A 23,128-nucleotide genomic window follows, 5' to 3' on the forward strand; every position below is an offset into this window, starting at 1 on the left:
TCCTGCTATACTCGATGCTTCTCTTAGGCGCGTAGCTCAGTTGGTTAGAGCACCACCTTGACATGGTGGGGGTCGTTGGTTCGAATCCAATCGCGCCTACCAAATTCAAACACGGGTTGCAGCGATTTCGCTGCAACCCGTTCGTCGTTTGGACGACGTGTTTGTCTCTGGATCAGCCCGGTCGTCCTGAGTGATCGGCGCAAGCGAAAACCCCTTTCACGGGCGGCCCTTCGCGCGGTGCAGGCAAGGTGCCTGAGCCATGTGGTTGTGCTACCTTGAGTGGTCTGCCAACCTTCTCGAATTTCCTTGATAAGCGATCTGATGAATACGCGATCAACGCCAGTTGATCGGGCGCACGCCGACCACCGCGTGGCCGCATTGCTCAAGCAAGCCCCTCTTGAATTCGCGCGCGCGGTCTACGGCATCAATGACCTTGCCGCCGGCCGTGCCGACACCATGGCCGCACGCGAAGTGGCGCGTGCGCAACGACAGGGCATGCCGGTGACCGAGGAGCGCGCCGAGCAGCGCGCACGCGCCTATCTTCCGACGGCGGGGCAGGAGCATTGCCCCCGGTGCTGGGTTGTCTACGGGCAGAAGATCCCGCTGCGATTCAGGCTGTCGACCCCGGAGCGTCCCGAAACTGCAGCGTGTCATGCGTGCGGTGCCGAGTACGCGACCGCGTCGGATGCTTGAAGAAGAATCACGGTCAGGGTAAACCTTGTCGCGATGCAGCAAAACCGCTCCCTAGAATCATCCGATGACATGGGCGTCCATGTGAAGGAGTCTGTAGTGCAGAGCAAGAAGTCCGGGGTGAAGCCGGTCCAGCGTGTGATCAAGAAGTACCCCAACCGACGGCTCTACGACACGGAGACATCCACGTACATCACGCTGACCGAGGTCAAGCAGCTGGTGATCAAGAACGCGCAGTTCGTGGTGCGCGACGCCAAGACCGGCGACGATCTCACGCGCAGCATCCTGCTGCAGATCATCCTGGAAGAAGAAGCCGGTGGCGCGCCGATGTTCACCGAGCAGGTGCTGGCCAACATCATCCGTTTCTATGGTCAGGCCATGCAGGGCTACATGGGCCCGTACCTCGAGAAGAACATCCAGGCCATGACCGAGATGCAGGCCCAGCTCGCCGAAAAGGCCGAAGGCCTGACGCCCGAGATGTGGTCGCGTTTCATGACCATGCAGTCGCCGATGATCCAGGGGCTGATGGGCAACTACGTCGAGCAATCGAAGAACGTCTTCCTGCAGATGCAGGAGCAGATGCAGAAAAACACCGAGCAGGTGCTGGGCGCCTTTGGCATCAAGCGCCCCTGAGCGCCGCGCGGCGGCCCCGCCCGAATGGGGTGACTGCCCGATGAATGCCCCGCTGTCACCGATAGCTGGGACAATAGAGGCCTATGAGCGAAGTTGCCTCCCCTGAACGTACCGTCACGCCGACCGCCCCCAAGGTCGGCTTCGTCAGCCTTGGTTGTCCCAAGGCCTTGACCGATTCCGAATTGATCCTGACCCAGCTGAGTGCCGAGGGGTATCAAACCGCCAAGACTTTCGAGGGCGCCGACCTCGTGATCGTCAACACCTGCGGCTTCATCGACGATGCCGTGAAGGAAAGCCTGGACACCATCGGCGAAGCCCTCGCCGAGAACGGCCGCGTGATCGTCACCGGCTGCCTGGGCGCCAAGACCGGTGACCAGGGCGGCAACCTCGTGCGCCAGATGCACCCCAGCGTGCTGGCCGTCACCGGTCCGCATGCCACGCAGGAGGTGATGGACGCGGTGCACGCCAACCTGCCGAAGCCGCACGATCCGTTCATCGACCTCGTGCCGAACACCTTCGGCGTGGCCGGCCTCAAGCTGACGCCACGGCACTACGCTTATCTGAAGATCAGCGAAGGCTGCAACCACCGCTGCACCTTCTGCATCATTCCCTCGATGCGCGGCGACCTGGTCTCGCGTCCGGTGGGTGATGTGCTCAGCGAAGCCAAGGCCCTGTTCGAGGGTGGGGTGAAAGAGCTGCTGGTGATCAGCCAGGACACCTCGGCCTACGGCGTCGACGTGAAGTACCGCACCGGCTTCTGGGACGGCAAGCCCGTCAAGACCCGCATGCTCGAACTCGTGCGCACGCTGGGCGAAATTGCCGAGCCGTATGGCGCCTGGGTGCGTCTGCACTACGTGTACCCGTATCCGAGCGTCGACGAAATCATTCCGTTGATGGCGAGCGGCCTGGTGCTGCCGTACCTCGACGTGCCGCTGCAACACAGCCACCCCGATGTGCTCAAACGCATGAAGCGGCCGGCCAGCGGTGAGAAGAACCTGGAGCGGATCGCACGCTGGCGCGAGGTCTGCCCTGAACTCGTGATCCGCAGCACCTTCATCGCCGGCTTTCCGGGCGAGACGGAGCAGGAGTTCGAACACCTGCTCGACTTCATCCGCGAAGCCGAGATCGACCGTGCGGGCTGCTTTGCCTACAGCCCGGTCGAAGGCGCCACCGCCAACGACATTCCGGGCATGCTGCCCGAGGCCGAGCGCGAAGCGCGCCGCGCCCGCTTCATGGAGGTGGCCGAGGCCGTGTCGATCTCCAAGCTGCAAAAGCGCATCGGCTCGACCATGCAGGTGCTGGTCGATTCGGCGCCGGCACTGGGCCGCAAGGGTGGGGTGGGACGTACGTACGCCGATGCACCGGAGATCGACGGCACTGTTCGCCTCCTGCCGCCCGAGAAGATCAGCAAGACGATGAAGGTCGGCGAGTTCACGCGTGCACGCATCGTGGGCGCCGAAGGCCACGACCTGATCGCGTTGCCCGTTTGATGCGCCTGATTCAAACGGCCAAGAAAAAAGCCACCGGAGGCCGGTGGCTTTTTATAGAAGACCTGGTAAGGGTCTGTTCAATCTTGGTGCCCAGAAGAGGACTCGAACCTCCACGATGTTACTCGCTAGTACCTGAAACTAGTGCGTCTACCAATTCCGCCATCTGGGCTAATTTTGCTTCTCAGCAAAGACTACGATTATATACACAAATTTGGCGCGCTCTTTTGAGCGTGTCGAAATTTCAACTTCTGCGCGACATCGCTCGTGCGGCGGATGTCCTGCCGAAGGCGGGTGGGTGCGATCGTGCGTGCATGGCCGGCATCAAGGGGCGTGATCTGACGATCGCGTCGCCCGTTTGATGCAGTTTCGAGCGGCCATGAAAAAAGCCACCGGAGACCGGTGGCTTCAATCGGATGACCTGGTAAAGGTCTGTTTAAACTTGGTGCCCAGAAGAGGACTCGAACCTCCACGATGTTACTCGCTAGTACCTGAAACTAGTGCGTCTACCAATTCCGCCATCTGGGCCCACATGACTGCAGAAGCAGCCACGTTTTGAATTTCAGGAAAGAAGGAGATCATATCAAAAATAATGTCACTTCCAGCAGCTTGTTGGATGAAATCGAAGGAACTGTTCAAGGACATCGCGACGGGCACGGCTTCGTGCAACGCGACGACGGCGAGGCAGATATCTACCTGCCGCCGAATGAGATGCGCGCGGTGCTGCACAAGGATCGCGTCAAGGCGCGCATCGTGCGACAGGACCGCCGCGGCCGCCCCGAGGGGCGCGTGGTCGAGATCGTCGAGCGACCCGAGCAGCCCATCATCGGCCGCCTGTTGCACGAAGGCGGGATCTGGCTCGTTGCACCGGAAGACAAGCGCTACGGCCAGGACGTCCTGATCCCGAAGGGCGCGACCGGCCCCGCCAAGGTCGGCCAGGTCGTGGTCGTTCAGCTCACCGAGCCGCCGGCCTTGTTCGGCCAGCCCGTGGGCCGGGTGAAAGAAGTGCTGGGCGAGATCGACGACCCCGGCATGGAAATCGAGATCGCCGTGCGCAAGTACGGCGTGCCGCATGAGTTTTCCGCGGAGTGCCTGGCGCAGGCCAAGGCCCTGCCCGAGAAGGTGCGCCCCGCCGACAAGAAGGGCCGCATCGACCTCACTGACGTGCCGCTCGTCACCATCGACGGCGAAGATGCCCGTGACTTCGACGACGCCGTGTACTGCGAGCCTGCGAAGGTGGGCCGCGGCAAGGGCTGGCGCCTGCTGGTCGCCATCGCCGACGTCAGCGCCTATGTGCAGACCGGTTCGGCCATCGACATCGATGCGTACGACCGCGCCACCAGCGTCTACTTCCCGCGCCGCGTGATTCCGATGCTGCCCGAGAAGCTGTCGAACGGCCTGTGCTCGCTCAACCCCGAGGTCGAGCGCCTGTGCATGGTGTGCGACATGCTGGTTGCCGCCGATGGCGAGATCTACGCCTACCAGTTCTATCCGGCCGTGATGTTCAGCCATGCGCGCTTCACGTACACCGAAGTCGCGGCCATCCTCGGCAACACGCGCGGGCCCGAAGCGGCCAAGCGCAAGGACCGCGTCAAGGACCTGCTGAACCTCGCCGACGTCTACAAGGCCCTGCTCAAGCAGCGCGGCAAGCGCGGCGCGGTCGACTTCGAAACCACCGAGACGCAGATCATCTGCGACGACGCCGGCCGCATCGAGAAGATCGTGCCGCGCACGCGCAACGAGGCGCACCGCCTGATCGAGGAGGCGATGCTCGCCGCCAACGTCTGCAGCGCCGATTTCATCGCCGAAGGCAAGCACCCGGGCCTGTTCCGTGTGCACGAAGGCCCGACGCCCGAGAAGAAGGAAATCCTGCGCGGCTATCTGAAGGCGATGGGCGTCGGCCTGAGCATCACCGACGAGCCGCGTCCCGGCGAGTTCCAGGCGATCGCCGAAGCCACCAAGGAACGCCCCGACGCGCAGCAGATCCACACCATGCTGCTGCGCTCGATGCAGCAGGCGATCTACACGCCGATCAACAGCGGCCACTTCGGCCTGGCCTACGAGGCCTACACGCACTTCACCAGCCCGATCCGTCGCTATCCCGACCTGCTGGTGCACCGGGTGATCAAGGCGATCCTCGGCAAGACGCGTTACCAGTTGCCGATGCTGCCCACGCCCGGCGAGGCGCATGCCAAGCTGGCCAAGCGGCTCGCTTCGCGCGTCAAGGCGCCGACGAACAAGCCGCAGAAGGCGACCGTCGCGCCCAGCAAGGAAGTGCTGGCCTGGGAAGCCGCCGGCCTGCATTGCAGCGCCAACGAGCGCCGCGCCGACGAGGCCAGCCGCGACGTCGAGGCCTGGCTCAAGTGCAAGTACATGCGCGAGCACCTCGGCGAGGAGTACGGCGGCGTGGTCACGGCGGCCACCACCTTCGGCATCTTCGTCACGCTCGATGCGATGTACGTCGAAGGCCTGGTCCACATCACCGAACTTGGCGGCGAGTACTTCAAGTTCGACGAGATGCGTCAGGAGTTGCGTGGCGAGCGCACCGGCATTCGCTACGCCATCGGCACGCGGGTGCGCGTGCAGGTGAGCCGCGTCGACCTCGACGGCCGCAAGATCGACTTCCGCCTCGTGCGCGAAGGCGAGGACCTGACCTCGCGCGCCATGAAGGACAAGGGCGGCGCACCGGTGAAGGCGTCGGCCAAGCGAAGCTCCCGCCACAAGGCGGAGGCCGGTGGCGAGTCGCGTTCGGAGCACGGTGGCGGCGGCGCTGCCGCGGTGCCCGCCGGTCCGCAATCGGCCATGCAGGCCTTCAAGTCGGCGGTGAAGAAAGCCGCCAACAAGATGCAGGGCAAGGGCCGCAAGCCCCGCCGCGGATGAGACGCGCCGTGCACACTACCGGTTTACTTGCCGTGTGTATGGATCAGTTGAAAAGGAGACTTGGAGCATGAGCGTGGAAAACAACAAGGGCCGCATCGCGATCGTCACCGGCGCGGGGTCGGGCATCGGCCGCGCGGCCGCGCTGGCCCTGCTGGCGGACGGCTGGAGCGTGGCCCTTGCGGGGCGCCGCCTCGAGCCGCTGGAACAGGTGGCGGAAGAATCGGGCGCCGGTGCGCGCGCCTTCGCGGTGCCCACCGACGTGGCCAATGCCGACTCGGTGCAGGCGCTGTTCGGCGCCACGGTCGAACGCTTCGGGCGCGTCGACCTGCTGTTCAACAACGCCGGCGTGGGCAACCCGCCGGGACCGTTCGAGGACTGGACGCCCGAGCAGTGGAAGGGCGTGGTGGACATCAACCTCACCGGCATGTTCTTCTGCATCCAGCAGGCCTTCCGCACGATGAAGGCGCAGACGCCGCGGGGCGGCCGCATCATCAACAACGGGTCGATCTCGGCGACTACGCCGCGGCCGAATTCCGCCGCCTACACCTCGACCAAGCACGCGGTCGAAGGGCTGACCAAGACCGCTTCGCTCGACGGCCGCAAGTACGACATCGCGGTGGGGCAGGTGGATGTGGGCAATGCCATGACCGAGCTGGCCGCGCGCATGGCCACCGGCGTGCCGCAGGCCAATGGCGAGCTCGCGATCGAGCCACTGATCGACGTCAAGATCGTCGGCCAGTCGGTGCTCTACATGGCGAACCTGCCGCTGGAAGCCAACGTGCTCTTCCACACCATCATGGCGACGAAGATGCCCTTTGTCGGGCGCGGCTAAGCCCAGTGCTCAGGCGGAGGCGCGGCGGGCCAGTGCGCCTGCCGTGAGCGGCGCCGCATCGGCCGGCCACCTGTCGGCGATGTGGCCGTGCTGCCAGACGGCTTCGCATGCCGCTTCGAACGCGGGGCGGCGCATCGCAAGCGCCGCGCCGATCATGCCGGCGAGCACATCGCCGGTGCCTGCGGTGGCAAGGCGGGCATTGCCGGTCGGGTTGATGACCGGCGGCTCGTCGCTCGCGTCGGCAATCATTGTTCCAGATCCCTTGAGCACCGTCACCGCGCCGAAGCGCGACGCCAGCGCGCGGGCCGCGGCCAGGCGGTTGGCTTGCACGTCACCCGTCGTGTCGCCGAGCAGTCGGGCAGCCTCCAATGGATGCGGCGTGAGCACGGTGGGAGCGCTGGTCTGGCCTCGCGCGATCAGTTGCGCCTGAAGTGATGGATCGGCGGCGATGGCGTTGAGCGCGTCGGCGTCGAGCACCAGCGCGGCGGCCGTCGACAGCACGCGCGGCAGCAGTTCGCGCACGGCATCGCCGCCACCGCAGCCGCACACGACCGTCATGCCCGCGAGGTCCAGCGCGTGGGCGTCGCGCAGCATCAGCTCCGGCTGCGAGGTGTCGACCGGCGCTGCGCGGGGATCGAGCAATCCGACGAACACGCGTCCTGCGCCCGCATGGAGCGCGGCCGAGCCGGCCAGCAGCGCGGCGCCGGCCATGCCTGACGCGCCACCGATCACCGCGACATCCCCGTAGCTGCCTTTGTGCGAGGCGTGGGTGCGCCGCTGGATATCGGGCGTGCTTGCGAGGCGGGCCGTCGGTCGCTCCTGGATGAAAGCGCTGCAACCCAGGTCGTCGAACCACACCGTGCCGGCTGCGTCGCGGCCTTGCGCCGTGAACAAGCCAGGTTTCAGTGTGAGGAAGGTGAGGGTGGTGCGGACCGATGCCGGTGCTTGATCTGCGCTGGAGGCCAGCGTGCCAGTGTCGGCATCGAGGCCTGAGGGCACGTCGATGCTGAGCACCGGGGAGGCGCTCGCGTGCATCCGCGCGAGCCATTCGGCCATCGTGCCCGAGGGCGGGCGGGTTGATCCGATGCCGAGTAGCGCATCCATCGCCAGCTCGAAACTTGATGGCGGCTTCGAAGCGAAGGTGACGCCCGCATCGCGCGCACGCTGCAGCGACCCCTTGGCATCCGCTGGCAACCGGCGTTCATCGCCCACGAAGGTGACGACCGGAAAGAAGCCGCGATGACGCAGTTGCGCCGCGGCTTCGAAGCCGTCGCCACCGTTGTTCCCGGGGCCGCAGGCGATCCAGATCGTTCGCGCGTGCGGCGCGAGCGCCATTGCGAGCCGCGCCGCCGCGAGGCCGGCGCGCTGCATCAGTGTGTGAGGGGGGAGGGCGGAGGCTGCTGCCTGCTCGATGCGACGCGTGGCGGCGATGTCGAACAGGTCGGCGGCGCTGGCGGACGTGATGCGATGCATCGAGCCATTGTGCCGCCGACGCCGCGCCTCCTATCATCGACCGATGACGCTCAAGACCTTCGGCTGGTTGCTGGTTCTGCTGCTGGCGTGCCTAGCCGGCTTCGTTGGCACGGCCGCAGCGACGATCGCTGGCGCGGCCTGGGCGGTCGGCCTGCTGATCGTGGTGTGGGGGCTGTTCCTGCTGGCCGAGCTGTTGCGTCGGGTGCCGCTGCGCGACGTCGCCTGGGCCCTGGGCGTGGGCTATGGCATCGGCGTGATCCGGTGGCTCGACGTGCCGGTCGAGGCGGGGTCTGGCACGCAGTGGCTGATGATGGGCCTGGACCTGCTGGTGCTGGTGTTCTTCGGGCTGATCGCGCCGGTGATCCTGGGGTTGATCGCCCAACGCTGGGCGCCCCGGCCCGAACTGCCGATGGAAAAACCGGCCCCCCCCCGAGCAACTGCGTCGCTGGGGTCCTAAAGACTGAGCCGCTCGATCCCCAGGCCTTCGAGGTCGATGCCCGGGTCTTGCCCCCCGATCAGGTCGCCGAGCACGCGCGCGCTGCCGCACGACAACGCCCAGCCGCTCGAGCCGTGACCCAGGTTGAGCCACACGCCGGGAATGCCGCTGGCGCCCAGCACCGGCGGGCCGTCGGGCAGCATCGGCCGGGCGCCCTTCCATTGCTGGATGCCCGATTGCAGCGTGGCTGCGCCCGGAAACCAGTCGTGCAGCACTTTGTAGAGCGTCTGGATCGCGGCCGGGCTCATGGCATCGGGCGAGCCGCCGATCTCGGCGCTGCCGGCCACGCGCACGCGCTGGCCCAGGCGGGAGATCGCGACCTTGTAGCGCTCGTCCATCACCGCGCTGCGCGGCGCATTGAGCGGCTCGCGCACCGGTGCGCTGACCGAGTGGCCGTAGACCGGCGCCAGTGGAATGCGCAATCCCAGCGGACGCAGCAGCGTGGCGGACGACAGGCCGGCGCAGACCACGATGGCGTCGAACTGCAGCGCGTCCGAGCCGCTGGCCAGCGTCAGCGAGGTGGGTGCAGCACGGCTCAAGGGCGCGATGTCGCAGTTGAAGTGGAACTGCGCGCCCAAAGCCTCGGCTTCCCACTTGAGCAGCAGCGCGAACTGGCGGCAGTTCGCGACCTCGTCTTCCGGCAGGTGGATGGCGCCTGCCAGCGGGGTGTCGGGATTGAGCGCGGGCTCAATCAGGCGGGCCTCGTCGGCGTCGATCTCGCGGAACACACTGCCGGCCGACCGCAGCACCTCGAGTCCGGGCTGCACCAGTTTTTTCTCGCGCTTGGAACGCAGCAGCACCAGGTAGCCATCGCTGCGTTCGTAGCTCAGCTCCCGCGCTTCCGTCACCGCGTGCAGCCGGGTGCGGCTGTAGAAAGCCAGCCGCTGCATGCGGGCGCGGTTGGCCAGGTAGGTCTCGAGCTTGCAGGCCTTCTGCCAGCGCGACATCCAGCTGAGGTCGCGCGAACTCAGCGGCCAGCGCAGCTTGATGGCGCCGTGCGAAGACAGCAGCGAGCGCAGCACCTTGCCGCGCATACCCGGTGCGGCCCACGGCGTGACATAACCCGGCGCGACCACGCCGGCGTTGGCAAAGCTGGCCTCTTCGGCGGCGGCGCCGCGGCGTTCGAACACGCTCACTTCATGGCCGTCGGAAACCAGTTCCCAGGCGGTGGTGACGCCGACGATGCCGGCGCCCACGATCGCGATTTTCATTGAAATGTTCTAGATAAAAGAAGCGGCTGACGCCCGTGAGGCGGGCGGTGACAGCGGTTATTTCTGCAGCGTGCGTTCGGCCTGGAGCGCCACCGCGAGCACGGCGTCGTCGTGCATTGCGCCGTGCCACAGCATCAGGCCGACCGGCTGTTCGCCGGCGACGTGGCAGGGCAGAGAAATGGCGCAGCCGTCGAGCATGTTGACGATCGACGGGTTGCGCAGCAGCAGCGCGTTGACGCGGAAGAATTCGTCGTCGCGCTCGGCGCCCGGTGCCACGCTGGCAATGGACGGCGCCGTGATCGGCACGGTCGGCGACACCACGGCGTCGAACGGTGCCAGCGCTTTCTCGACACGGGCGATCCAGTCGCGGCGGGCGCGGACAAGGTCGATGTACTCGTGCGCCTTCATGCCCGCGCCGCGCAGGATGCGCTGCGCCACGCGCGGGTCGTAGCCGGCGCCGCTGCGTTCCAGCAGCAGGCGGTGCCAAGCGTACGACTCGGCCGCCGAGAAGCCGCCGGTGGCGTTGATGCTCTGCAGGTCGGCCAGCTCGGGCAGTTCGATTTCCTGGATGTGGGCACCCGTGGCGCGCAGGGTCGCCAGGGTGCGCTCGAAAGCCGTGGCCACGGCGGGCTCGAGGTCGTCGAGGAAGACGTTCTTCACGACGGCCAGCCGGTAGGCCGACAACGGCGCCGAGCCGGGCGTCACCTGCCGCGCCGAGAGGATCTCGTGCGCGGTGACGGCGTCGCGCACCGAGCGGGTCATGGCGCAGACGGTGTCGAGCGTGGTCGACAGCGGCAGCGCGCCGTCGGCCGGCGTGAGGCGGGCGGTGTTCTTGAAGCCGACGATGCCATTCAGCGCCGCCGGGATGCGGATCGAGCCGCCGGTGTCGGAGCCCAGGCCGATGAAGGCTGCGCCGCTCGCCACCGAAATCGCCGCGCCGGACGACGAGCCGCCCGGAATGCGTGGCGTGGCGGTGTCGCTCACGTTGGCGGGTGTTCCGTGGTGCGGGTTGACGCCGACGCCGGAAAAGGCGAACTCCGTCATGTTGGTGCGCCCGGTCAGCACGCCGCCGGCGGCGCGCAGCCGGGCCACGGCGAGCGAATCGGCCGGGGCGGCCGGTGCGTGCGAGAGCACGGCCGATCCGGCGGGAGTCGGCTGGCCGGCGACGTCGAACAGGTCCTTGCTGGTGAAGGCAAGTCCGGCCAGCCGGCTTTCGGGCGCCGATGCTGCGGCGGCCGTGCGGGCCTCGTCGAACATCGTGCGGGTGAAAACGTGGGCGCAGGCCGGGGATTCGGAGAGGGCGATGGCGCGCTCCATTTCGGTGCGCGCATCGGAACCGCCAGCCAGAAGGGTGAGACGGGTGGCGTGAAGGTCGTTCATGGCGTCGAGGGTACCTTGGAACGGCTCGGTTCGAGGGAGGAGGGGGTGGCCGCCGTGCTATACTCTTTGGGTTTCGCTGGTTATGCGACAGTTTTGTCGCCGCCAGTCAAGCACATCCGCAAACCGGCCCAATCAAGGTGTTGCAACCCCGTCGAAGGGGCGCAAAACGGGCTGGATTTTAGACCCAACCTTTGGAGTAAATTCAATGTCGACCACCATGCGCGAAATGCTGGAAGCCGGTGTCCACTTCGGTCACCAAACCCGCTTCTGGAACCCCAAGATGGCTCCGTTCATCTTCGGTCACCGCAACAAGATTCACATCATCAACCTGGAAAAGTCGCTCCCGATGTTCCAGGATGCGATGAAGTACGCCAAGCAACTCACGGCCAACCGCGGCACGATCTTGATGGTCGGCACGAAGCGCCAAGCCCGTGAAATCGTGGCTGCCGAAGCCCGTCGCGCCGGCGTGCCTTTTGTCGACACCCGCTGGCTCGGCGGCATGCTGACCAACTTCAAGACCGTCAAGACCTCGATCAAGCGTCTGAAGGACATGAAGGCCCAGCAAGAAGCCGGCCTCGACAGCCTGAGCAAGAAAGAGCAGCTCACGTTCTCGCGCGAAATCGCGAAGCTCGAGAAGGACATCGGCGGCATCCAGGACATGGCTGCGCTGCCCGACGCCATCTTCGTGATCGACGTGGGCTTCCACAAGATCGCCGTGGCCGAAGCCAAGAAGCTCGGCATCCCGCTGATCGGCGTGGTCGACTCCAACCACTCGCCCGAAGGCATCGACTACGTGATCCCCGGCAATGACGACTCGTCGAAGGCCGTCACGCTGTACGCCCGCGGCATCGCCGACGCGATCATCGAAGGCCGCAGCAGCGCCGGCGGTGACGTGGTCAAGGCCGTTGCCGAAGGCAGCGGCGACGAATTCGTCGAAGTCGAAGAAGGCGCTTCGGCCTGATAGGCGCGTTCGCGAGCCTGAAGAAGGGGCTTTGGTGCCCCTTTTTTTTAACCTGATTTTTGGATTTACGGAGATACACAAATGGCTGCAATCACCGCAAGCATGGTCGGCGAACTGCGCGCGAAGACCGATGCGCCCATGATGGAATGCAAGAAGGCCCTGACGGAGGCCGGCGGCAACATGGAAAAGGCCGAAGAGCTGCTGCGCATCAAGCTCGGCAACAAGGCTGGCAAGGCATCGGGCCGCATCACCGCTGAAGGCGTGGTCACGGCTTTCGTCGACGGCGCTGCCGGCGGCATGATCGAAATCAACTGCGAAACCGACTTCGTCACCAAGAACGACAGCTTCCTGGCCATGGCCAACGCTGCCGCGATGCTGGTCGCCAAGAACAACCCCGCCGACATCGCCGCACTGGGCGCGCTGGCTTACGAGCAGGACGGCTTCGGCCCCACGCTCGAAGACGTGCGCAAGGGTCTGATTGGCAAGATCGGCGAGAACATGAGCTTCCGCCGCTTCAAGCACTTCACGGGCAATGGCAAGCTGGCGTCGTACCTGCACGGCACGCGCATCGGCGTGATGGTCGAATTCGAAGGTGACGACACCTCGGCCAAGGACGTTGCGATGCACATCGCCGCCATGAAGCCGGTCGCCATCCAGGCATCGGACGTGCCCGCCGACCTGATCGAAAAAGAACGCGCTGTGGCCGCCGGCAAGGCGGAAGAAGACCGCAAGGTCGCCGAAGCCGAAGGCAAGAAGCCGCAGCCGGCCGACATTGTTGCCAAGCGCATCGAAGGCGGCGTGCAGAAGTACCTCAAGGAAGTCTCGCTGCACAACCAGCCGTTCGTGAAGAACGACAAGCAGACCGTCGAGCAGATGCTCAAGGCCGCCGACACCACGATCAAGGGCTTCACCCTGTACGTGGTCGGCGAAGGCATCGAGAAGAAGGTCGACGACTTCGCTGCCGAAGTTGCTGCCCAGGTCGCTGCTGCCAAGGCTGCCGCCTGATCCGGCAGGCCTCCAAGCGGCGGTGCGCGACAGCGTGCCGCCGCTTTTTCACCGCCACGTTTTACACTCGCCCCCGCCAACCCTCTAAGGAAAATGCCCATGTCTGATGCCCGCCCAGCCCACAAGCGAATCTTGTTGAAGCTGTCGGGTGAGGCACTGATGGGCGACGACGCCTTCGGCATCAACCGCGCCACCATCGTGCGCATGGTCGAAGAAGTGGCCGAGGTCGTGAACATGGGCGTCCAGGTGGCGGTCGTGATCGGCGGCGGCAACATCTTCCGCGGTGTCGCGGGAGGCTCCGTCGGCATGGACCGCGCCACGGCCGACTACATGGGCATGCTGGCCACCGTCATGAACTCGCTGGCCCTGGCCGATGCGATGGACAAGCAGGGCCTCGTGGCCCGCGTGATGTCCGCCATCGCCATCGAGCAAGTGGTCGAGCCCTATGTGCGTCCCAAGGCCTTGCAGTACCTCGAAGAGGGCAAGGTCGTGGTGTTTGCGGCCGGTACCGGCAACCCCTTCTTCACGACCGACACGGCCGCCGCGCTGCGCGGTGCCGAAATCGGCGCCGAGCTGGTGCTCAAGGCGACCAAGGTGGACGGCGTGTACACGGCCGATCCGAAAATCGACCCCCATGCAACCCGCTACGCCACGTTGAGTTTCGACGAGGCGATCGCCAAGAACCTCGGCATCATGGACGCCACGGCCTTCGCGCTGTGCCGCGATCAGAAGCTGCCGATCAAGGTGTTCTCGATCCTCAAGAACGGCGCCCTCAAGCGCGTCGTGATGGGCGAGGACGAGGGCACGCTGGTGCATGCCTAGGAGTAAATGAGATGACCATTGCAGACATTCGCAGTGCGACCGACGCGAAGATGAACCAGTCGCTCGCCGCCTTCCAGAACAACCTCACCAAGATCCGCACGGGCCGCGCCAATTCGGCGCTGCTCGACTCGATCCATGTCGAGTACTACGGCTCGCAGGTGCCGCTGAGCCAGGTGGCCAACGTGTCGGTGCTCGATTCGCGCACCATCAGCGTCCAGCCCTGGGAAAAGGGCATGGGCGCCAAGATCGAGAAGGCCATCCGCGAAAGCGACCTGGGCCTGAACCCGGCGTCAATGGGCGACCTGATCCGCGTGCCGCTGCCCGCCATGAGCGAAGAGCGCCGCAAGGAAATGACCAAGCTGGTCCGCAACGAAGGCGAAAGCGCCAAGATCGCCACGCGCAACCTGCGCCGTGACGCGAACGAGGCGGTCAAGAAGCTCGTGAAGGACAAGCTGGCCTCGGAAGATGACCAGAAGCGCGCCGAAGGCGACATCCAGAAGGTCACCGACAAGCACATCGCGGAAATCGACCGTCTGGTCGCCGCGAAAGAAGCGGAGATCATGGCCGTTTGAGGCTCCGCATGGCCTCCTCGCCGCAGACGACGCCCCCTCCGCACCACGTTGCCATCGTCATGGATGGCAATGGCCGGTGGGCCACCAAGCGCTTCCTGCCCCGCGTGGCGGGGCACAAGCAGGGCGTGGAGTCGCTGCGGCGCTGCGTCAAGGCCTGCGCCGACCGTGGCGTGGGCGTGCTCACCGTGTTCGCGTTCTCCTCGGAGAACTGGAACCGTCCCCCTGAAGAAGTCTCCGGCCTGATGCAGCTGATGGTCGGGGCACTCGCACGCGAAGTGCCGCGCCTCAACGCCGATGGCGTGCGGCTGCATTTCGTGGGTGAACGCGCCGGCCTGTCCGACAAGATGGTGGCCGGCCTGGTGTCGGCCGAGCAGACCACGGCGCACAACACGCGTCTGATTCTCAACATCTGCTTCAACTACGGCGGGCGCTGGGACATCGCGCGCGCCGCGGCCAAGCTTGCCGAGCAGGGCCTGCCCATGACCGAGATGAACCTCGATCGCGCCATGGCGCTGGCCCACGTGCCCGACCCCGACCTGTTCATCCGCACGGGTGGCGAGCAGCGGCTGTCGAATTTCCTGCTTTGGCAGAGTGCCTACGCCGAGCTGTTCTTCAGCGACAAGCTGTGGCCCGAGTTCGACGAAGCCGCACTGGACGAGGCCATTGCCGCGTTCCAGGGCCGCGAGCGTCGCTTCGGCCAGACCTCGGCGCAGGTCTCGGCTTCCGCGGCCTGACAACGGCCCGACACCACCCTCCGCATGCTCAAACAACGCATCCTCACGGCGATCGTGCTGCTCGCGATCCTGCTGCCGGCGCTGTTCTATCGAAACCACATTCCCTTCGCCTGCGTAATGCTGGTGCTGATCGGCGCCGCTGCGTGGGAGTGGGGGCGCCTGAACGGCTACGGGCAGGGTATGTCGCTGTTCCTGGGCGCCGAGATGGTGGCGCTGTGCGGGCTGTCGTGGTGGCTGGGGCTGCTGGAGCAGCGCCTGTTCCTCATGTGGTCCCTGGCCAGTGCGGCCTGGGTGCTCGGCGGCGCGGCGTTGCTGCGCGTCGCGGTGCCCGGCTGGCCGCGCATTCCGCGCGGGCTGCGGCTGGTGGGCGGCCTGCTGGCGCTGTGGGTCGCGTGGCTCGCGGCGGTGCAGGCACGCATGGTCGGCATCAACTTTCTGCTGTCGATCCTGGTGTTGGTCTGGGTGGCGGACGTGTTCGCCTATTTCGCCGGCCGCGCCTTCGGCCTGAAGTTCACGCGCGCCAAGCTGGCGCCCGCCATCAGCCCCGGCAAGAGCTGGGAAGGTGTCTGGGGCGGCATGGCCGGCGTCATCGTGCTGGCGTTCGCCTGGGTCTGGGCCGACAAGAGCCTGGGCGCCACGGTGCCCAGCCTCTACACCCGCCTGCATGAGCGCGGCTGGTGGCTGCTGTTGATCGGGGCGGTGTTCCTGGCGGCGATGAGCGTCGTCGGCGACCTCGTCGAATCGCTGATCAAGCGCAGCGCCGGCGCCAAGGACAGCAGCCGGCTGCTGCCCGGCCACGGCGGCGTGCTCGACCGCGTGGATGCCCTCTTGCCGGCACTTCCCATTGCCATGATGCTGGCTTTCCTGTGAACACTCCCAAACAACGTGTCACGGTGCTCGGCTCGACCGGTTCGGTCGGTGTCAGCACGCTCGACGTCATTGCCCGCCACCCCGAACGCTTCGAGGTGTTTGCGCTCTCGGCGGCCACCAAGGTCGACGAGCTGCTGGCCCAATGCGCGCGCTTCTCGCCGCGCTTCGCCGTCATGGCGAGTGCGCCGCATGCCGCGCTGCTGGCCGAAAAGCTCAAGCAGAACAACCTGCCGACCCGCGTCCTGATGGGCGACGGTGCTCTCGAAAGAATAGCGTCGGACGACGAAGTCGATGCCGTGATGGCCGCCATCGTCGGTGCCGCCGGCCTGGCGCCGTGCCTGGCCGCCGCGCGCGCCGGCAAGCGCCTGCTGCTGGCCAACAAGGAAGCCCTGGTCGTCGGCGGCGAGCTGTTCATGCGCACGGTGCAGGAGGGCGGCGCCACGCTGCTGCCCATCGACAGCGAGCATTCGGCCATTTTCCAGTCGCTGCCCGAAGACCCGTCCACCTGGGCGCGGCGCATCGACAAGATCATCCTGACGGCGTCGGGCGGCCCGTTCCGCACCCGCGCGCCCGACACGCTGGGCGCCGTGACGCCCGAGCAGGCCTGTGCGCACCCGAACTGGGTCATGGGCCGCAAGATCTCGGTCGACTCGGCCACGATGATGAACAAGGCGCTCGAGGTGATCGAGGCGCGCCACCTGTTCGGCGTGTCGCCGGAGCAGATCGAGGTCGTCATCCACCCGCAGAGCGTGGTCCATTCGATGGTGCAGTTCACCGACGCCTCGGTCATCGCCCAACTCGGCACGCCCGACATGCGGGTGCCGATCGCGGTCGGGCTGGCCTGGCCGGAGCGCGTCGAGAGCGGGGCGGCACGGCTCGATTTCCGCCAGATGGGCTCGCTGACCTTCGACGCGCCCGATCCTGCGCTGTTCCCCGGGCTGGGGCTGGCATGGCAGGCCTTGCGTGCCGCTTCGGGCACCACGGCGGTGCTGAATGCGGCCAACGAGGTGGCGGTGGCCGCCTTTCTCGACCGGCGCCTGCGTTTCGATCGCATTCATGCGGTCAACCTGGAAACTTTGGAGGCGGTCATGCCCTCCAAGCCGGCATCGCTGGCCGACCTGCTGGCGCTCGACGCCAGCGCCCGCGAGGCGGCCAATGCCGCCGCGGCACGTTTCGCGGCCTGATTCCCTACTGCGCAGAGGACCCCGATGCTCACCGTCATAGCTTTTGTGGTCGCTCTCGGCGTCCTCATCGCGGTCCACGAATACGGCCACTACCGCATGGCCGTGGCCTGCGGCGTCAAGGTGGAGCGTTTCTCGGTCGGCTTCGGCAAGGCCCTCCTGCGCTGGCAGCCCAAGCGCCAGCATCCGGGGCAGCAGACCGAGTTCGTGATCGGCGCCTTTCCCTTCGGCGGCTACGTCAAGATGCTCGATGAGCGCGAAGGCCCCGTGGCGCCCGAGGAGCGGCACCGCGCCTTCAACACCCAGCCGCTGCGCTCGCGCGCGGCCATCGTGGCCGCCGGCCCGATCGCCAACCTGCTGCTGGCGGTCGTTCTGTACACGGCCGTCAACTGGATCGGCGTCGACGAGCCTGTGGCCAAGCTGGCCCGGCCGGTGGCGGCGTCGCTGGCCGAGTCGGCGGGACTGCGCGGCGGCGAACACATCACCCAGGCCGGTTTCGACGGCGACCTGTCGCCGGTCCAGTCCTTCGAAGACCTGCGCTGGCGTATGACGCGCGGCGCGCTCGACGGCCGCGACCTCACGCTCGAAGTGGCGGGCGAGGGCGGTCGGCCCGGTCGCCAGCTGGTCCTGCCGCTGAGCCGCATGGAGGCCAAGGACGCCGATCCGCAGATGTTCCGTAAGATCGGCGTGGTCGCACCGCTGACCCGTCCCGAGATCGGCGAGGTCATGGCGGGCAGCGCGGCGGAGCGTTCGGGCCTTCGCCACGGCGACCTGGTCCTGGCCATTGGCGATACCCCCATCCTCGACGGGCAGCAGCTGCGCGAAGTCATCCGTGCCTCGATCGATGCCTCCGGGCAGGCGCGCACACAGACCTGGCAGCTCCAGCGCGGCGGCCAGCCGCTCTCGCTCGAAGTCAAGCCGGAAGTGCGCGAAGAGGGCGCAGCCAATGTCGCGCGCATCGGCGCCTACGTCGGCGCGCCGCCGGAGATGGTCACGGTGCGCCAGGGCGTCATCGACGGCGTCTGGCGTGGCGTGGTGCGCACCTGGGAGGTGTCCGCGCTCACGGTTCGCATGATGGGCAAGATGCTGATCGGTGAGGCCTCGATCAAGAACCTGAGCGGTCCCTTAACAATTGCTGATTACGCCGGCAAGTCCGCCAGCCTCGGTCTGACGCAGTACCTGGTCTTTCTCGCGCTCATCAGCGTGAGCCTCGGGGTGCTCAACCTGATGCCGCTGCCGGTCCTCGATGGGGGGCACCTGATGTATTATCTTTGGGAGGGCCTGACCGGGAAAAGCGTCTCCGACGCCTGGATGGAACGGCTGCAGCGTGGCGGTGTCGCCTTGCTGCTGGTGATGATGTCGGTCGCACTCTTCAACGACGTCACGCGGCTCTTTGGTTAACTTTCTGCCGGCCCTTTCCGTGCCGGCCCAATTCACAGATGAACACAAACTTCAGTCGCTTTCGCCTGCGTAGCGTTGCCGCGGTGGTGGCCAGCACGCTGGCGGCCACGGCCGCTTGGGCCGTCGAGCCTTTCACGGTGCGCGATATCCGCGTCGAAGGCTTGCAACGCGTCGAGGCCGGCACGATCTTCGGGTCGCTGCCCTTGCGTGTGGGCGACACCTACAGCGACGAACGCGGCTCGGCCGCGATCCGCGCGCTGTTCGACCTGGGGTTGTTCAAGGACGTGCGCATCGACGTCAACGGCAACGTGCTGGTGGTGATCGTCGAAGAGCGGCCCACCATCGCCGACGTCGACTTCGTCGGCGCCAAGGAATTCGACAAGGCGGCGCTGCAGAAGGCGCTGCGTGAAATCGGGCTGGCCGACGGCCGCCCGTACGACAAGGCGCTGGCCGACCGCGCGGAGCAGGAGCTCAAGCGCCAGTACGTGAGCCGCAGCCTGTACAACGCGAACGTCGTGACCACGGTCACGCCCATCGAGCGCAACCGCGTGAACCTGACGTTCACCGTGACCGAAGGCGAATCCGCCCGCATCCGCGAAGTGCACGTGGTCGGCAACAAGGCCTTCAGCGAATCGACGCTGCTGAGCCTGTTCGACCAGGACAGCGGCGGCTTCATGAGCTGGTACACCAAGTCGAACCAGTACTCGCGCGCCAAGCTCAACGCCGACCTCGAGACACTGAAGAGCTACTACATCACCCGAGGCTACCTCGAGTTCCGCATCGATTCGACCCAGGTCGCCATTTCGCCGGACCGCAAGGACCTGAGCGTCACGGTGAACATCACCGAAGGCGAGAAGTTCGTGGTGGCGGGCATCAAGCTCGACGGCAACTACCTGGGCCGCGACGACGAGTTCAAGTCGCTCATCACGATCAAGCCCGGCGAGCCCTACAACGGCGAGCAGGTCACGGAGACCACCAAGGCCTTCAGCGACTACTTCGGCACCTTCGGCTACGCCTTCGCCCGCGTGCAGGCGCGTCCGGACATCGACCGCGTGAACAACCGCGTCACGCTCACGCTGCAGGCCGAGCCTTCGCGCCGCGTGTACGTGCGCCGCGTGTCGGTCGGCGGCAACAACAAGACGCGCGACGAAGTGATCCGCCGCGAGTTCCGCCAGTTCGAAGCCTCGTGGTACGACGGCGACAAGATCAAGGTTTCGCGCGACCGCGTGGACCGCCTGGGCTTCTTCACCGAAGTGAACGTCGAGACCCAGGAAGTGCCGGGCTCGCCCGACCAAGTCGATCTGACCGTCAACGTGGCCGAAAAGCCCACCGGCACGCTGCAGCTGGGCGCCGGCTACTCGAGCGCGGAAAAGGTCGCGCTGACCTTCGGCATCTCGCAGGAAAACGTGTTCGGCTCGGGCAACTTCCTGGGCGTGCAGGTCAACACCAGCAAGTACAACCGCACGCTGTCGCTGACCACCACCGACCCGTACTTCACGAAAGACGGCATCTCGCGCACGATCAGCGTGTACCACACGACGACGCGCCCGTACTCCACGAACGAAGACGGCGACTACAAGCTGGTGAACCAGGGCGCCTCGATCCGTTTCGGCGTGCCGTTCAGCGAACTCGACACCGTCTTCTTCGGCGTCGGCCTGGAGCGTTACGCGTTCGACCCGAACCGCTCGGCGCTCGCCGGCCTCACCACGCCGCAGTCGTACCTGAACTACTTCCATTGCGGCAAGGACGCGACCGGCTGGTTCGTCACCAGCTGCGACCAGAAGAGCGTCTGGGGCATCCCGCTGACCGTGGGCTGGGGCCGCGACAGCCGCGACAGCGCACTGGTCCCGACCACCGGTCGTCTGCAGCGCGCCAACCTCGAGTTGGGCGTGGGCGGCGACATGAAGTACCTGAAGACCAGCTACCAGTACCAGCAGTTCTTCGCGATCAACAAGCAGTACACCTTCGCCATCAACGGCGAAGTGGGCTATGCCAAGGCCTTCGGTGGCAAGGTCTACCCGATCTTCAAGAACTTCTACGCCGGTGGCCTGGGGTCGATCCGCGGTTTCGAGCAGAACTCGCTGGGCCCGCGCGACCAGCCGCTACTCGGCCAGACCGAAGGCGCGGCACTGGGCGGTACCAAGAAGGCCATCTTCAACGCCGAGCTGAGCACGCCGTTCCCCGGCGCCGGCAACGACCGCACGCTGCGCCTGTACGGCTTCTTCGACGTCGGTAACGTGTTCGGCTCCCGTGCACCCAACGTGACGGACGAGCAATGGAAGGCCCAGAAGAAGCTGCGCGCCTCGGTCGGCCTGGGCATCAGCTGGATCTCGCCGCTGGGCCCGCTGCGCCTGGCCTACGCCTTCCCCGTCAAGTCCCAGAAGGAAGTGACGGATCCGAGCACCGGGTTCGTCGTGATCCCGAAGGATAGAATTCAGCGCCTCCAATTCCAGATCGGAACGTCTTTCTAAATGAAGCATTTGATTCGCGCCGCCGCCGGCGCGTTCCTGATTCCCGCTTTTGCCCTCATGGCTGCGCCCGCGCAGGCCCAGGAAAGCTTTCGCATCGGTTTCGTGAACCCCGACCGTGTGCTGCGCGAAGCGCAGCCGGCCAAGACCGCGCAAGCCAAGCTCGAGGCTGAATTCCTCAAGCGCGAAAAGGACCTGACCGTGCAGGGCGATGCGCTGAAGACGGCCTCGGAGAAGTTCGAGCGCGAGGCACCGACCCTGTCGGAAAGCCAGCGCGTCTCGCGCCAGCGTTCGCTGGTCGACCAGGACCGCGACTTCCAGCGCAAGCGCCGCGAGTTCCAGGAAGACCTGAACGCGCGCAAGAACGAAGAGCTCCAGCAGGTCTACGAGCGCGCCAACCGCGTGGTCAAGCAGGTCGCCGAAGCCGAAAAGTACGACGCCATCCTCCAGGAAGCGATCTACATCAACCCGAAGCACGACATCACCGACAAGGTGATCAAGGCGCTCAACGCGTCGGTCGGCTCCTCTGCGCCTGCGGCCGGCAAGTAACGCCGCGAACCGGCGTGTCGCTGCAGCTCGGAGCCATCGTTGACGCCCTCGGGGGCGAGCTTCATGGAGATGCCACGCTGTCCATCGAGCGGCTCGCGCCGCTTCAGAATGCACAGCCCGATGCGCTCAGCTTCCTGAGCCATCCCAAATACCAGCAGGAACTGGCCGCCTCCAAGGCGGCCTGTGTCATCGTGTCGCCCGCCATGCGCGAGGCTGCCGCGGCGCGTGGCGCCTACATCGTCACGCCCGACCCGTACTACTACTTTGCGCGCCTGACGCAGCTGTGGAAAGCGCACCATGCGCGCCCGGAAGCCGACCGCATCCACCCGTCCGCCGTGATTCATCCCGAGGCCCAGATTGACGCCACCGCGCGCATCGGCGCGTTGTGCGTGGTGGAGCGGGGCGCGCGCATCGGTGCGGGCACCGTGCTGAAGTCGCGCGTCACGGTCAGCGAAGACTGCACCATCGGCGAGCGCTGCCTGCTGCACCCCGGCGCGGTGATCGGGGCCGACGGCTTCGGCCTCGCGCCGCACCAGGGCGCCTGGGTCAAGATCGAGCAGCTGGGCGCGGTGCGCATCGGCAACGACGTCGAGATAGGCGCCAACACCTGCATCGACCGCGGCGCGCTCGACGACACCGTGATCGAAGACGGCGTGAAGCTCGACAACCTGATCCAGATCGGCCACAACGTGCGCGTCGGCAAGCACACGGCGATGGCGGGCTGCGTCGGCGTGGCCGGCAGTGCCACCATCGGCGCGAATTGCACCTTCGGCGGCGGCGCCATCGTGCTGGGTCACCTCACGGTGGCCGACGGCGTGCATGTGTCGGCGGCGACCGTGGTGACACGCTCCATCCGCAAGGCCGGCCAGTACACCGGCATGTTTCCGATCGATGACAATGCGAACTGGGAAAAGAATGCGGCAACACTCAAGCAGTTGCACAGCCTGCGCGAACGACTGAAGGCGCTGGAAAAAGCCCCCTCGAAACAATGACGACGATGCAGGAACAGAACACCATGACGGACACGACGCTCGATATCCACCAAATTCTCAAGTTGCTGCCGCATCGCTACCCGTTTCTCCTGGTAGACCGGGTGTTGAGCATGGAGAAGGGCAAGCGCATCACGGCCCTCAAGAACGTGACGATGAACGAGCCCTTCTTCAACGGCCACTTCCCGCACCGTCCGGTGATGCCGGGCGTGCTGATGCTCGAAGCCATGGCGCAGGCCGCGGCGCTGCTGTCGTTCCGCTCGCTGGACATCGTGCCCGACGACAACACGGTCTACTACTTTGCGGCCATCGACGGCGCGCGCTTCAAGCGCCCCGTGGAGCCGGGCGACCAGCTCACGCTGGAAGTCGAGATCGAGCGCATGAAGGCCGGCATCTCGAAGTTCAAGGGCCGTGCGCTCGTGGGCAGCGAACTGGCGTGCGAAGCCTCGCTGATGTGCGCCATGCGCCAGATCAACAGCTGATCCGGCTCATCG

21 protein-coding genes and 3 tRNA genes are annotated in these 23,128 nt (G+C 66.1%); 19 read left to right on the forward strand and 5 right to left on the reverse strand.

The window, feature by feature from the left end; all coding sequences use genetic code 11:
• The first annotated feature begins 25 nt into the window (after positions 1–25).
• From AC07SQ_RS00190 to rimO, 4 genes are all read left to right on the forward strand, one after another.
• Positions 26–102, forward strand: a tRNA-Val gene (locus tag AC07SQ_RS00190).
• Positions 103–369: 267 nt separating this feature from the next.
• Positions 370–693, forward strand: coding sequence for a hypothetical protein (locus tag AC07SQ_RS00195; RefSeq protein WP_307693744.1), 324 nt, complete (start codon positions 370–372; stop codon positions 691–693).
• A 69-nt stretch (positions 694–762) separates the two neighbouring features.
• Entirely contained in the window at positions 763–1,323 is a 561-nt protein-coding gene (gene phaR, locus AC07SQ_RS00200) for a polyhydroxyalkanoate synthesis repressor PhaR (RefSeq protein WP_062480702.1), read from the forward strand.
• A gap of 83 nt (positions 1,324–1,406) precedes the next feature.
• On the forward strand, positions 1,407–2,813 hold the full coding sequence (gene rimO / locus AC07SQ_RS00205; RefSeq protein ID WP_495271412.1) for a 30S ribosomal protein S12 methylthiotransferase RimO: 1,407 nt from the start codon (positions 1,407–1,409) through the stop codon (positions 2,811–2,813).
• An 84-nt stretch (positions 2,814–2,897) separates the two neighbouring features.
• Here rimO and AC07SQ_RS00210 read toward each other — a convergent pair.
• Together AC07SQ_RS00210 and AC07SQ_RS00215 are read right to left on the reverse strand one after the other, a co-directional pair.
• Positions 2,898–2,982, reverse strand: a tRNA-Leu gene (locus AC07SQ_RS00210).
• Positions 2,983–3,253: 271 nt separating this feature from the next.
• A tRNA-Leu gene (locus tag AC07SQ_RS00215) sits at positions 3,254–3,338 on the reverse strand.
• A gap of 81 nt (positions 3,339–3,419) precedes the next feature.
• Between AC07SQ_RS00215 and rnr the strand changes: the two genes are divergently transcribed.
• Together rnr and AC07SQ_RS00225 are read left to right on the forward strand one after the other, a co-directional pair.
• Positions 3,420–5,690: a ribonuclease R gene (rnr, locus tag AC07SQ_RS00220; protein WP_062471634.1), complete on the forward strand. Its 2,271-nt coding sequence runs from the start codon at positions 3,420–3,422 to the stop codon at positions 5,688–5,690.
• 67 nt (positions 5,691–5,757) lie between these two features.
• Positions 5,758–6,522 carry an SDR family oxidoreductase gene (locus AC07SQ_RS00225; RefSeq protein WP_062471631.1) on the forward strand — a complete coding sequence of 255 codons (765 nt, stop codon included), beginning with the start codon at positions 5,758–5,760 and terminating at the stop codon, positions 6,520–6,522.
• Positions 6,523–6,531: 9 nt separating this feature from the next.
• Here AC07SQ_RS00225 and AC07SQ_RS00230 read toward each other — a convergent pair whose 3' ends face one another.
• A complete protein-coding gene (locus AC07SQ_RS00230; protein ID WP_495271411.1) occupies positions 6,532–7,995 on the reverse strand; it encodes an NAD(P)H-hydrate dehydratase in 1,464 nt (487 codons plus the stop codon).
• 43 nt (positions 7,996–8,038) lie between these two features.
• Between AC07SQ_RS00230 and AC07SQ_RS00235 the strand changes: the two genes are divergently transcribed.
• Positions 8,039–8,452: a hypothetical protein gene (locus AC07SQ_RS00235; RefSeq protein WP_495271410.1), complete on the forward strand. Its 414-nt coding sequence runs from the start codon at positions 8,039–8,041 to the stop codon at positions 8,450–8,452.
• Here the strand turns inward: AC07SQ_RS00235 and AC07SQ_RS00240 are convergent.
• Both AC07SQ_RS00240 and AC07SQ_RS00245 read right to left on the reverse strand, forming a co-directional pair.
• Positions 8,449–9,702 (reverse strand): D-amino acid dehydrogenase, encoded by a 1,254-nt coding sequence (locus AC07SQ_RS00240; RefSeq protein ID WP_354343588.1) that lies wholly within the window; start codon positions 9,700–9,702, stop codon positions 8,449–8,451. The two genes, AC07SQ_RS00235 and AC07SQ_RS00240, sit on opposite strands and share 4 nt — an antisense overlap.
• Before the next feature lie 57 nt (positions 9,703–9,759).
• The gene (locus tag AC07SQ_RS00245; RefSeq protein ID WP_495271409.1) at positions 9,760–11,082 is read right to left on the reverse strand and encodes an amidase; all 1,323 of its coding nucleotides are present in this window, start codon (positions 11,080–11,082) and stop codon (positions 9,760–9,762) included.
• 205 nt (positions 11,083–11,287) lie between these two features.
• Here AC07SQ_RS00245 and rpsB point away from each other — a divergent pair, with 205 nt between their 5' ends.
• The 12 genes from rpsB to fabZ all read left to right on the forward strand — a co-directional run bounded on the left by rpsB (position 11,288) and on the right by fabZ (position 23,116).
• Positions 11,288–12,043, forward strand: coding sequence for a 30S ribosomal protein S2 (gene rpsB, locus AC07SQ_RS00250; protein WP_495271408.1), 756 nt, complete (start codon positions 11,288–11,290; stop codon positions 12,041–12,043).
• A gap of 81 nt (positions 12,044–12,124) precedes the next feature.
• Positions 12,125–13,048 (forward strand): translation elongation factor Ts, encoded by a 924-nt coding sequence (gene tsf / locus AC07SQ_RS00255; RefSeq protein WP_495271407.1) that lies wholly within the window; start codon positions 12,125–12,127, stop codon positions 13,046–13,048.
• Between the two features lie 99 nt (positions 13,049–13,147).
• Positions 13,148–13,870, forward strand: a complete 723-nt coding sequence (gene pyrH, locus AC07SQ_RS00260; protein WP_307693738.1) for a UMP kinase — start codon at positions 13,148–13,150, stop codon at positions 13,868–13,870.
• Positions 13,871–13,881: 11 nt separating this feature from the next.
• Positions 13,882–14,442 carry a ribosome recycling factor gene (gene frr, locus AC07SQ_RS00265; RefSeq protein WP_062471609.1) on the forward strand — a complete coding sequence of 187 codons (561 nt, stop codon included), beginning with the start codon at positions 13,882–13,884 and terminating at the stop codon, positions 14,440–14,442.
• A gap of 8 nt (positions 14,443–14,450) precedes the next feature.
• Positions 14,451–15,176 (forward strand): polyprenyl diphosphate synthase, encoded by a 726-nt coding sequence (uppS, locus tag AC07SQ_RS00270; RefSeq protein WP_062471606.1) that lies wholly within the window; start codon positions 14,451–14,453, stop codon positions 15,174–15,176.
• Positions 15,177–15,200: 24 nt separating this feature from the next.
• Positions 15,201–16,046 (forward strand): phosphatidate cytidylyltransferase, encoded by an 846-nt coding sequence (locus tag AC07SQ_RS00275; protein WP_070060528.1) that lies wholly within the window; start codon positions 15,201–15,203, stop codon positions 16,044–16,046.
• Entirely contained in the window at positions 16,043–17,230 is a 1,188-nt protein-coding gene (gene ispC, locus AC07SQ_RS00280; protein WP_495271406.1) for a 1-deoxy-D-xylulose-5-phosphate reductoisomerase, read from the forward strand. Before AC07SQ_RS00275 ends, ispC begins: the two co-directional genes overlap by 4 nt.
• Positions 17,231–17,254: 24 nt before the next feature.
• Positions 17,255–18,628 (forward strand): RIP metalloprotease RseP, encoded by a 1,374-nt coding sequence (rseP, locus tag AC07SQ_RS00285; protein WP_495271405.1) that lies wholly within the window; start codon positions 17,255–17,257, stop codon positions 18,626–18,628.
• 38 nt (positions 18,629–18,666) lie between these two features.
• A complete protein-coding gene (gene bamA / locus AC07SQ_RS00290) occupies positions 18,667–21,099 on the forward strand; it encodes an outer membrane protein assembly factor BamA (RefSeq protein WP_062471595.1) in 2,433 nt (810 codons plus the stop codon).
• Positions 21,100–21,645 carry an OmpH/Skp family outer membrane protein gene (locus tag AC07SQ_RS00295; RefSeq protein ID WP_070060531.1) on the forward strand — a complete coding sequence of 182 codons (546 nt, stop codon included), beginning with the start codon at positions 21,100–21,102 and terminating at the stop codon, positions 21,643–21,645.
• Positions 21,646–21,659: 14 nt separating this feature from the next.
• Entirely contained in the window at positions 21,660–22,637 is a 978-nt protein-coding gene (lpxD, locus tag AC07SQ_RS00300) for a UDP-3-O-(3-hydroxymyristoyl)glucosamine N-acyltransferase (RefSeq protein ID WP_495271404.1), read from the forward strand.
• A gap of 23 nt (positions 22,638–22,660) precedes the next feature.
• Positions 22,661–23,116: a 3-hydroxyacyl-ACP dehydratase FabZ gene (fabZ, locus tag AC07SQ_RS00305; protein WP_056582588.1), complete on the forward strand. Its 456-nt coding sequence runs from the start codon at positions 22,661–22,663 to the stop codon at positions 23,114–23,116.
• Positions 23,117–23,128: the final 12 nt, after the last annotated feature.

This window comes from Variovorax sp. GW821-FHT06D12 (assembly GCF_059419205.1).